Source organism: Micromonospora sp. CNB394, assembly GCF_000374985.1.
GTDB lineage: Bacteria > Actinomycetota > Actinomycetes > Mycobacteriales > Micromonosporaceae > Micromonospora > Micromonospora marina.
The window spans coordinates 1-10,736 of record NZ_KB895844.1 but is presented as its reverse complement, the minus strand read 5'-3'; the positions used below and the strand labels follow the sequence as shown (position 1 = coordinate 10,736).

Annotated in this window: 8 protein-coding genes, 1 tRNA gene and 2 pseudogenes; 7 read left to right on the top strand and 4 right to left on the bottom strand. The window is 68.9% G+C overall.

Annotation, left to right across the window (positions count from 1 at the left end; translation table 11 throughout):
* Window positions 1-103 precede the first annotated feature (103 nt).
* Together htpX and C569_RS0120390 are read left to right on the top strand one after the other, a co-directional pair.
* On the top strand, window positions 104-982 hold the full coding sequence (htpX, locus tag C569_RS0120395) for a zinc metalloprotease HtpX (RefSeq protein ID WP_018787624.1): 879 nt from the start codon (window positions 104-106) through the stop codon (window positions 980-982).
* A gap of 137 nt (window positions 983-1,119) precedes the next feature.
* Complete coding sequence (locus C569_RS0120390; protein ID WP_018787623.1) at window positions 1,120-2,379, top strand: MFS transporter; 1,260 nt, start codon at window positions 1,120-1,122, stop codon at window positions 2,377-2,379.
* Between the two features lie 44 nt (window positions 2,380-2,423).
* Here C569_RS0120390 and C569_RS30630 read toward each other — a convergent pair.
* A pseudogene (locus tag C569_RS30630) lies at window positions 2,424-3,705 on the bottom strand (MFS transporter); the annotation flags it as partial.
* A 185-nt stretch (window positions 3,706-3,890) separates the two neighbouring features.
* On the opposite strand from C569_RS30630, the gene C569_RS30625 reads away from it, so the two are divergent.
* Entirely contained in the window at window positions 3,891-5,084 is a 1,194-nt protein-coding gene (locus C569_RS30625; protein WP_051090509.1) for an epoxide hydrolase family protein, read from the top strand.
* A gap of 52 nt (window positions 5,085-5,136) precedes the next feature.
* Here the strand turns inward: C569_RS30625 and C569_RS0120375 are convergent, their stop codons facing one another.
* The gene (locus C569_RS0120375; RefSeq protein ID WP_018787620.1) at window positions 5,137-5,631 is read right to left on the bottom strand and encodes a YajQ family cyclic di-GMP-binding protein; all 495 of its coding nucleotides are present in this window, start codon (window positions 5,629-5,631) and stop codon (window positions 5,137-5,139) included.
* A gap of 147 nt (window positions 5,632-5,778) precedes the next feature.
* Here C569_RS0120375 and C569_RS0120370 point away from each other — a divergent pair.
* The 4 genes from C569_RS0120370 (at window position 5,779) to C569_RS32495 (ending at window position 9,683) form a co-directional block, all read left to right on the top strand.
* Window positions 5,779-5,862, top strand: a tRNA-Tyr gene (locus C569_RS0120370).
* A 919-nt stretch (window positions 5,863-6,781) separates the two neighbouring features.
* Complete coding sequence (locus C569_RS0120365) at window positions 6,782-7,219, top strand: DUF6416 domain-containing protein (protein ID WP_018787619.1); 438 nt, start codon at window positions 6,782-6,784, stop codon at window positions 7,217-7,219.
* Window positions 7,220-7,575: 356 nt separating this feature from the next.
* Window positions 7,576-8,829 carry a DNA cytosine methyltransferase gene (locus tag C569_RS0120360; protein WP_018787618.1) on the top strand — a complete coding sequence of 418 codons (1,254 nt, stop codon included), beginning with the start codon at window positions 7,576-7,578 and terminating at the stop codon, window positions 8,827-8,829.
* A gap of 14 nt (window positions 8,830-8,843) precedes the next feature.
* Entirely contained in the window at window positions 8,844-9,683 is an 840-nt protein-coding gene (locus C569_RS32495) for a very short patch repair endonuclease (protein WP_231394848.1), read from the top strand.
* On the opposite strand, the gene C569_RS34425 is transcribed toward C569_RS32495, so the two are convergent.
* Entirely contained in the window at window positions 9,676-10,002 is a 327-nt protein-coding gene (locus tag C569_RS34425) for a hypothetical protein (protein WP_018787616.1), read from the bottom strand. The genes C569_RS32495 and C569_RS34425 overlap by 8 nt on opposite strands.
* 42 nt (window positions 10,003-10,044) lie before the next feature.
* Window positions 10,045-10,446 (bottom strand): annotated as a pseudogene (locus tag C569_RS35085) (Eco29kI family restriction endonuclease); the annotation flags it as partial.
* Between the last annotated feature and the right edge of the window lie 290 nt (window positions 10,447-10,736).

The window sequence follows — 10,736 nt, the reverse complement described above, 5'->3', positions numbered from 1 at the left end:
CATCCAGCCAACTTTCAGCCATGAGCCGGATGGTTGACGGGTACCGGTGTGTTGAACCGGTCAGCGGGCCTCCCGCAAGGGTCCGTGCACCGAAGGAGAGATCGTGCATCACAACCGTCTCAAGACCGCAGCGCTGCTCGGCCTGTTGACCTCGCTGATCCTCGCGGTCGGCTACTGGTTCGGCGGTAGCGGCGGTCTCGTCATCGCCGTCGTCGTGTCGTTGCTGATGAACGGCGTCACCTATTTCTTCTCCGACAAGCTCGCACTGCGCTCGATGAAGGCGCAACCGGTCAGCGAGGCACAGTTCCCCGAGCTGTACCAGATGGTGCGGGAGCTCTCCACGCTGGCCGGGAAGCCGATGCCCCGGCTCTACGTCAGCCCGACGTCGCAGCCCAACGCGTTCGCCACCGGTCGTAACCCGGAGAACGCGGCGGTCTGCGTCACCCAGGGCATCGTGGAGATCCTGGACTACCGGGAGCTGCGCGGCGTGATCGGCCACGAGCTGTCCCACGTCTACAACCGGGACATCCTGATCTCCAGCGTGGCGGCCGGCCTGGCCGGCATCATCACCATGCTGGCGAACCTGGCCTGGTTCATCCCGCTGGGCTCGTCCGACGACGAGGACGGCCCGAACCCGGCCGTGCTGCTGCTCACGCTGATCCTCGGCCCGATCGCCGCCACGGTGATCCAGCTCGCGATCAGCCGGAGCCGGGAGTACCAGGCCGACCAGTCGGGCGCCGAGCTGAGCCGCGACCCGCTGGCCCTTGCCAGCGCCCTTCGCAAGATCCACAGGGGTACGCAGGCGCGCCCGCTGGCGCCGCAGGGCCAGCTCGCCAGCACCGCGCACCTGATGATCGACAACCCGTTCAAGCGGGGCGGCGGCATCGCCGCGATGTTCGCCACCCATCCGCCGATGGAGCAGCGGGTGGCCCGCCTGGAGCAGATGGCCCGCAACTCCGGGCCGGTGCAGTTCCAGCGCTGACCCGCCGTACGCCCCGCCGCGCCCGCGTCGCACGACGCGGGCGCGGTGGTGTGTCCGGGCACAATGCGCTTCCCCCGGTCGTGCCGCGCCGTTAGGGTCGAAACGTCTCCCGCTCATTACCCTCCTGGAGGTCGACCGTGGCCGCACTGCGCCCGTACCAGGGCGTCTGGCGGATCCCTGGCGCGCCGATGCTGCTGATCCTCGGCATCATCGGCCGGCTCGGGATCGGCATGACCCCGCTGGCGCTGCTGCTCGTCGTCGAGCAGGTCACCGGCCGGTACTCCCTGGCCGCCGTCGCCGGCGGCATCTACGCGCTCTCCGGTGCCGCACTCAGCCCGGTCGCCGGCCGGATCGCCGACCGGGTCGGACCCGCTCCCGTCCTGCTGGCCACCGCGCTCGCCCACCCGCTCGCCCTGATCGGGCTGCTCGTCGCCACCCGCTCCGACAGCGGCAACCTCGGGCTGATCTACCTGGCCGCGGGCCTGGCCGGCGCCACGTATCCGCCGCTGACCGCCGCGATCCGAGGCGCCTGGAACGACCTCACCGCCCCCGCCACCGGCCGGGGGCACCTGCGCAACACCGCGCTCGCCGCCGAGACCACGCTGTTCGAGGTCGTGTTCGTGGTCGGCCCGCTGCTGGTGGCGGGCTTCGTGCTGTTCGCCGACGCCTCCGCCGCGCTCGTCGGCGCCGCGGTGGTCACCCTGGTCGGCACCGGCACCGTCGCGCTCGGCCGGGTCATGCGCGGCTGGCGCCCGCACGCGCGAGAGCACCACGCCCGGGGCCTCGGCCCGCTGCGGCTCGGCGGCTTCCCCGCGCTGCTGCTCTGCGTGGCGAGCCTCGGCATCGCGTTCGGCGCCTCCGGCGTCATCGTCCCGGCCTTCGCCGGAAACTCCGGCGCCGACGACCCCGAGAGCCTGGCCGGCGTCCTGCTCGCCGTCTGGGGCATCGGCAGCGCCATCGGTGGTTTCTGGTTCGGCGTACGCAAGCCCGCCGCCAACATGACCCGCCAGTTCGCCTGGCTGCTCGGCACCGTCGCGGCCAGCCTCGTCGTCTTCGCGTTCATTCCCGACCCGGCGGCGCTGGGCGTCGCGCTGGTGCTCGGCGGCGCGGCCATCGCCCCCGCCCTCACCCTGGAGAACACACTCGTCGGACGGATCACCCCGTCCGGCATGCTGAACGAGGCGTACACCTGGGTGGTGACCATGTCGGTCGCGGCGAGCGCCGCCGGCGGCTCGGTCGCGGGCCTGATCATCGATCACGCCGGTGGCGTCTCGTGGGCGTTCGTCTTCGCCGGGGTGGCGGTCGCCGTCGGGGCCGCGGTCGCCGCGCTGCCCGGTGGCCCGATCGCCCGGGCCGAAGCCACAGCGGTACGCGCCGAGCAGTCGCTCGCCGCCTGACCGCTCACCCGCCGGCGGTCACCACCCGCTCCGCGCCGCCGGGCGGCGGCCAGGCCCAGCGCGAGGATCGCCACCGCGCACGCCAGCAGCGTGGGACGTGCCCCGAACGCGGCGGTCGCCGGACCGCCGAGCATCGTGCCCAGCGGCACCGCCAGCACGGTGACCGCCCCGTTGGCCGACAGTACGCGGGGGAGGTCCACGGTGCCGGCGCGGCGCTGGAACAACGCCATCGCGGTCGGCTGGTAAGGCGCCCACACCAGGCCGGCGAGCGCGAACGCGGGCAGCGACAGGACGACCGGCGCGCCCAGGCCGAGCGGCAGCAGTGCGGCGCCGAACAGCGCGACGACCCCGGCGAGCGTGGCCCGCAGTGGCCGTCCGCGCAGGTGACCGGTGAGCAGCCCGCCCAGCAGCGAGCCGACGCCGAACGCGGTGTAGTAGGCCGCGAGCGTCCCGGCGGAGGCGTGCAGGTCGTCGGTGACGAAGATCGGCATGGCGACGTAGAACGGTCCGAAGAAAAAGAAGAACGCGAAGGACAGCGACAGCAGGCCGAGCAGCGACCGGTCCCGCGCGATGATCCGGAATCCCGACGTACGGGACGGTCCGGCCGTCGGGTCCTCGTGGCGGTCTCCGTCCTCGCGGTCTCCGTCCTCGTGCTGGGCTCCGGCCGGGTGGCGGACGCTGCCTTCACGGCGGGCGCCTCCACTCCGGACGGCGCTGCCACGGCGGACGGCCGGGACGACGAGGCGGTAGCTGACGGCCAGCACGGCGAAGCGCGTCGATCGCGATCACCCACACCGCGCCCGCCCAGGCGATGAGGAGACCGGCGAGCGGTGGGCCGACGATCGTCGCCGCCTGGCCGAACACGCCGAGCAGCGCGTTCGCGGCCAGGTGGTGCCGCCGTGGCAGAAGCTCGGCCACGAGCGTGAAGCGACCGGCCGACCCCCAGGGATGCAGGAGTGAGGACACCGCGAGCAAGGCGACGTAGAGGCCGACGTCCAGCACCCCGGCGAGGTGGGCGGCCGGGATCGCCCCCAACGCTGCGGCCCGCACAGTCGCGTCCCAGCCGGCGAGCTGGGCCCCGCTCCGCCCACCCAGCCACCGCCCGAGCAGCAGCGTGCCGGCCGCCCCCGGCAGCGTGTACGCGGCCACCGCGAACGCCGTCCAGGTGCCGCGCTGCCCCGCGGGGGCGAGTTGCAGGGCCAGCCACGTCACCGCGACCAGGGCGAGCCCGTCACCGAGAGCGGAGGCCGCGAGCCCGGGCAGCAGCCGGCGCAGCACCGGTTGACCGAGCACCGGCCGATAGGGGAGGAGCATCGTGGGCGTCATGCTCCCACCCGACCGTATGCCCGGCCCGTACCCCAAGGAAGTCGCCTGACGGCAGAAACAGGGCTGGAAACGGTGGCAACCGGCGGGCACGTCGTTCCGGCCCGGCGGGCGTCCGGCCCCTGCCAGACTGATCGTTACCCGCCGGTGTTCCGCGCCCATTCCACTCGACGCGAAAGGTGCAGGCCATGGCCACCGACGACATCCACCCTTTCCGGCTCGACACGCCGGACGAGACCATCGCCGACCTGCACCGCCGGATCGCGGCGACCCGCTGGCCCAGCCGGGAACTGGTCGACGACCGCTCGCAGGGTGTGCAGCTCGCGACCGTCCGGGCGCTGGCCGACTACTGGACGAACGAGTACGACTGGCGCGCCTGCGAGACGAGGCTGAACGCCCTGCCGCAGTTCACCACCACCATCGACGGCGTGGAGATCTACTTCGTCCAGGTACGGTCGAAGCACGAGAACGCCCTGCCGCTGATCATGACGCACGGCTGGCCGGGCTCGGTGGTGGAACTGCTCGGGGTCGTCGGTCCGCTCACCGACCCCACCGCCCACGGCGGCACCGCCGAGGACGCCTTCCACCTGGTGCTGCCGTCCGTGCCCGGCTACGGCTTCTCCGGTACGCCGACCGAACCCGGCTGGGAGAACGGCCGCATTGCCGCCGCCTGGGCCGAGCTGATGCGCCGCCTCGGCTACACCCGCTACGTCGCCCAGGGCGGCGACGTGGGCGCCGCCGTCACCGACGCGATGGCCCGCCAGGGACCGGACGGGCTGCTCGGCGTCCACGTCAACCTGCTCGCCGGGGCGATCGACCTCAAGGACGAGCTGCCGGCGGAGTCCGAGCAGGAACGCGCGGCACACGACGCGCTCCAGCTGTTCACGACGGATGGGTTCGGCTACTTCCTGGAGCAGACCACCCGGCCGCAGACCATCGGCTACTCGCTGCTGGACTCACCCGTCGGGCTGGCCGCCTGGATGCTCGACCACGACACCGACAGCTACTACAAGATCTCCCGCGCGTTCGTCGACGGCACACCGGTCGGTGGCCTGACCCGGGACAGCGTCGTCGACAACATCACGCTCTACTGGCTGACCGGCACCGGCGCCTCGTCCGCCCGGTGGTACTGGGAGTTCGGCCGGTTCCTGGCCGCCGCCAAGGAGGCCGGCCAGGCCCCGCCGCCGGCCAAGGTGCCCGTCGCATTCACCGCGTTCCCCGACGAGATCTGGGCGGCGCCGCGCAGCTGGGTCGAGGCGGTCTACCCCGGCGTCGCGTACTTCAACGAGGTCGACAGGGGCGGGCACTTCGCCGCCTGGGAGGAGCCGGAGCTGTTCGCGGCCGAGATGCGGGCCGCGTTCCGGCCGCTGCGGGGCCGCTGACCCGCGTCGTGGCCGGTGACCGGGCCGGTCACCGGCCACGACGCGGTCGTGCTCACCGGTAGTTGGTGAACTGGAGCGCCAGCCCGAAGTCCTCACCCTTGAGCAGCGTGATGACGGACTGGAGGTCGTCCTTCTTCTTGCCGGTGACGCGGAGCTGGTCGCCCTGGATCTGCGCCTGCACGCCCTTCGGGCCCTCGTCGCGGATCTTCTTGCTGATCGCCTTGGCCTTGTCCGAGTCGATGCCCTGCACCACCTTGGCGTCGATCTTGAAGATCTTGCCCGACTGCCGGGGCTCGCCGGCGTCGAGCGACTTCAACGAGATGTTCCGCTTGACCAACTTCTCCTTGAAGACGTCCAGCGCGGCCCGGACCCGCTCCTCGGTCTCTGCCTGGAGGCTGATCGCCTCCTCGCCCGCCCAGGAGATCTCCGCGCCGGTGCCCCGGAAGTCGAACCGCGTCGAGAGCTCCTTCTCCGACTGGCGGACGGCGTTGTCGACCTCCTGCCGGTCGACCTTGCTCACGATGTCGAACGACGGGTTCGCTGCCATGCTCATGCTCCTGCTGTCCGGCGGTCTGTCCTGGTCCGTCCCGCGCTGACCAGCGTGGGACCTCCTGACGGTACCCGGTTGCGGCAGTGCCGGGGGCAACCGCTATCCTTGCTTCCGCTGCCGCGTTGCGACGCGGTGGCGTGCCCTGGCGGGTTGCCCGAGCGGCCAATGGGAGCGGACTGTAAATCCGTCGCGAAAGCTACAGAGGTTCGAATCCTCTACCCGCCACCAGGTGCACCAACGGCCCCTGACCAGCAGGAATGCTGATCGGGGGCCGTTGTCGTTGATCTAGCCGAGTCCGGCTGAGTCCAGCCGTTGACGACTGGTTGTGGGCAGATGGTGGGCAGGTCGATCTTGCGGCCTGAGCGTTCTTCTGGGGCGGTGAACGCTTGGGCTGGCCGTGAGGGTCCGGTCGGGCAGGCGCCATGCGTGTATCGACCGGCTGAGGGCTTCCGCGGTGAGGTGTCGCCGGCTGCGGGAGATGGACCGGGGGCAAGCCAGTCCCGGGGTTGGACTGGCGCGGCAGTCGGAAGCCTTGACCGCCGACAAGGCCGACCAGCTCGGCTTCCGTACCGCCTGGCCGTGATCGTGTCGTCGGCCGGATCAGCAGACTCGGGGCGGTGGTCCGGCGGTAGTCGGTGGCTCTCCGCCCCGGCGCCGAAGGCGGCCGGGGCGGCTTGCCGCCGGCCGGGTTACCGCCCTGCGCCGCGCGGAGCGCGGTGCCTTGATCCAAACAAGAGGAAATCGGCAATGAAGCCATTCGGCTTCCGCCCCCGGATGCCGCACGCTTTTGCTGCCAGGGACTCGAACCCTGAACCCCTTCGGCTGTCTGTGGATCGACTCAGATCGGGCGGATCGGCGTCCTGACCTGGGCGAGGTCTCTCGTTGCTTTACAGCGGTTGACAGTCCTTGTCGCTGTCAGTTGTGCCCGGATTGTGTCCGATGATCTTGTTGACCCCTGGCTGTGGCCGAGAGCCCGAAGATGCAGAAACTGGGCATGCAGGGCAGCTCGGCTTCCTCTCAGCAAGCATGCCAGCGGAGGTACCTAAGAGATGCCTCCAGACCCGCTTTAGGTAAGTCTTGACCCCGTGCGGGGGTCGCGCATACCCTCCGGGAAACATGTACTAGCGCCAAAAAGGGGTCGGTCGCGATGTTGGACATCACTGTGAAGGTGCCCCCGGAGCGGGTAGCGGATTTTTACTCGATGTATGGCCGCTGGTTGGCTGGGGCAGACGCAGCCAGCGCCGGGCAAGTTAGCGGGGTCAAGCCAGAGCCAACCGACTGGACCCAAGCAGATGTAGACCTGGCCCGCACTGTCTGGGGGAGGTTCAGCGACAACGCTAAGGCGCTCTTCTCCACCTTGATCGATCAGCCTGGCCGCGAGTTTGATGGCGATGATCTAGCAGAGTCGCTGAACATCCCTAACGGGCGGCATGGCGTCGCGGGTGTCCTGGCATGGCCCAGCCGGCACTGCGCCGCAGCGGGACGCAACTACTGCTGGCTATGGAGCTCCCGGGAGGGCGGCCCCGTCGTGTATTGGATGACCGACGAGCTCGCTGGCCTGTTTCGGCAGGCGCGCGAAGGCTAGCCCACCTGCAACGTTAACCAGCTTCACACGGACTCCGCCCCTAACCCTTGCCTTGCAAAGGCGGCTCGCGGCAGTGAACGCTCGCTGATGGATGTCGGCGAGTGCGGTTCGCGTCGGCGATCTTGTTGTCCTGTGCCAGCGGTTGTCGGCGGTTGTCGCGCGTCTCGCTGACTTCTTGCTGACGGCGGGGCCGCATCGCCGCATCGCGGAGTCCAGTGCCGACGCTGCCACTCGTTGCTGTCGCGAACTACGGGAGCTAGGGCGCCGTGGCCCGCCGGGGCTCACAGACGGGAAGTCCGTCGATGACACGCACATACGATCGAGTACTTGATCAAGATCCGCGGTATAGTTTCGGCATGACAAGCCGCAAGAAGCCCACCGCTCAGGCAGAGCCGGGCGTGGGTACCAGCATCGAACTGTTCACGGGTGGCGGCGGCTTGGCCCTGGCGATGCATGAGGCTGGCTTCCGTCACCTCCTGGCGGTTGAGCTGGAGCGGCGGGCGTGCGGCACGCTGCGGCTGAACGGCGCTGTCGACTACGAAAAGGGGTCCCCCCTTCCGAAGTCACTGGGCGACCGTTGGCCGCTGCGGCAGGGCGACGTGCGGGAGGTGAAGTTCGACCGGTGGCTTGGCGAGGTCGACGTGGTCGCCGGTGGCGTGCCGTGCCAGCCGTGGAGCCTCGGAGGCGCTCACAAGGGCTTCGATGATCCACGCAACCTGTGGCCCGAACTGTTCCGCTGTGCCCGCGAAACCCGACCGCGGGCGATCGTGGCGGAGAACGTCAAGGGCCTGTTGCGGCCGTCGTTCAAGCCGTACTACGACTACATCATCCGGGAACTGTCGGCCCCCTTCGAGCAGCGGATCGAGGGTGAGGACTGGCGCGACCACGACAAGCGCCTGGTCAAAGCGCTCCGCGCTCATGACGTTGACCTAACCGAGCGGTACGACGTCAAGTACAAGCTGGTCAACGCGGCGGACTACGGCGTTCCGCAAGTGCGGTGGCGAGTGTTCGTCGTGGCCTTCCGCAAGGATCTCGGGCTAGCTGATTGGGAGTTCCCCGAGCCGACTCATTCGGAGCTCGCGCTGAAGCACGCCCAGGACAGTGGAGAGTACTGGGAGGAGCACGGCGTCCCGGTGCGAGAGGATTTGCTACCAGAAGTCCTGCCGCTGCCTGACGGCAAGCCGCGCTGGCGGACCCTGCGAGATGCGATTTGGCCGGCGTCGCCGGAATCGCGCTCGCTACGCCTTCCCGAACCTGTAGGTGACTACATCGAGCACCCAGACTGGCTGCACCATGTCGGCTGGCCGGGCGCCCGCCAGTACCCGGGACATACTCCCAACGACTTGGACCGACCGGCAAAGACTGTTAAGGCGGGTGTTCATGGCGTTCCGGGCGGCGAGAGTGTGGTGCGGCTTGATGACGGGTCAATCCGGTACATGACGGTCCGGGAGACCGCTCGTGTGATGACCTTCCGGGACGACTGGCGGCTTGACGGCCCACGCGGGGAGCAGATGCGCCAGCTTGGCAACGCCGTGCCGGTGCAGCTTGGGCAGGTAATGGCAGAGTCCGTGGCCAAGGCACTGCAGCAGTCCTCCAGCGAGCGGGCATAGGCCACAATCGTTCTATGGCCACTCAATGGCGGGACGCCGCGCCCACTGAATCGGCATGGAAGCCGGTCAAGGGCATGTCAGCCAGCGAACGAGCCGAGGAACAGGACAAGGCAGCAGGTGGACGAAGGAACAGGTATCTGCTGGGGGCGTCCGGCCGGACCGTTCTAGCCTCTATCTGTTTGCGGCTACCGCCGAAGTCACGGCGGGTGTACGCGTACCTTCGCTGGCCGGAAGGACGGAAGACGCGCGAGCGATACGTCTGCCAGGTCGACTGCGACACTCGGGAGGAAAACCTCGCGCAAGCATGGCGCCAGGCCCTGAGCGTCGGACTGGCCTCGCTTCAGCGGCCAAAGAAGGCGGCGCAGTCGTGGGCCTCATCTCCGGCCGTACGTAGCGTCATGCGGGCGAACCGCTCCCGCGATACCCGACCAGAGATGGCCCTTCGTTCGGCCGTGCACGCCCTGGGGCTGCGCTACCGCGTAGACCGCCAACCGTTGGTCGGACTACGGCGAAAAGCTGACCTAGTCTTCGCCGGGCCGCGCGTCGCCGTCTTCGTAGACGGCTGCTTCTGGCACGGATGCCCGCAGCACTACCGGCCGTCGACGCGCAACAGCGAGTTCTGGTCAAGCAAGATCGCGGGCAATAGGGAGCGTGACGCACAAACCGACGAGAACCTGGCCGCTGCGGGTTGGACCGTAATCCGAGTGTGGGAACACGAGGACACGCAGCAAGCGGCTAGCCGCATCGCGGAGGCTGTGCTGGCCTTGCGTGCCGACCGGCGTCAGGCGAAGCCGAGCACTAGACGGGTCCGCCATCTGGAAGATCAGTCCACCGTCCCGTTCACCGTCACATAAGCCTGCCTGCGGTCTCCAAATCCATGCTCAACTGCTCGGCGACGAGAGTGTTCCGCTCAGCAGTGGCCTCTGGGTCCTCCGTCGGAACGAGCTCGTTGTCCACCACCCGGTGGTCAGGGATCTCAAGGCCGAGCCGCGCCATCTCGGAGAGGAACCGAGCCTGGTCCTGGACCACAACCCTGGGGCCGCCCTCGCGTTTCTTCTTGGGGCGCCAGATCGGTCGCTTCTGGTACTCCTCCAAGGCTTCTATAGCTGCAATCCGCTCGTGTCCCTCTTCGAGGATCGACGCGGCGACTGCCAGGCGGACCCTCTCGCACATCTCTGTTAACGTGAACCGGCGGTTACACAAGCGTCCAGCACGAGGCCGCCCGGGATGGACTGTATCCCAGATAGACCGCGCGTTCTGGCGATCAGAGCCTGGGGCGTTCGCACCAAATCCGGGCATCACGGTGTTCCAAAGAACCGGCCGGTACTCGCGGAGGAGCGCCCGCTCGGCGAGCACGATCCAAGCATCGTCGAGGGGCAGGTACCGGACCTTGAAGTCGGTGACGTTCAGGGTTTGACCTGCCTCGGCAACGGATTCGGCGTGCTTCTTGATTCTATTGACGAGCTGGAAGCCGTCCGGACTCGCGGGATCTCCGTAGCTGGAGTTGCCGGCCTCGGCCTTTCCGACGTAGATCGGGACCTCGCGCTCGGTGTCCTTGAGCGACGCGTAGAGCGCGAAGTCTCCGTGGTAGTAGAGGGCGTAAACGCCGGCCCCCAGGAAGTCACCAGGGCCCCGGCAAAGTCGTGAGGGTGTCCGGCTTGATCCGCTTGGTGTAGACGCGCCCGTGCTGGTGGTAGCAGGGCGGGCATGACTCGTTTAAATGATCATCGAGGTTCTCTACGCCTTGTTGATCGTCCGAAGTGAGTCATGCCCGCCCTGCCATCATCGCTGATATCGTCTGTGTCCAGCGCACCGGATGTCACCGTGCCCGAAACCGCTGCTGGACTGCCCGCAGCGCTGGCCGACCTGCCGGATCCCCGTGCCCGCCGCGGTGTCCGGCACCGGCT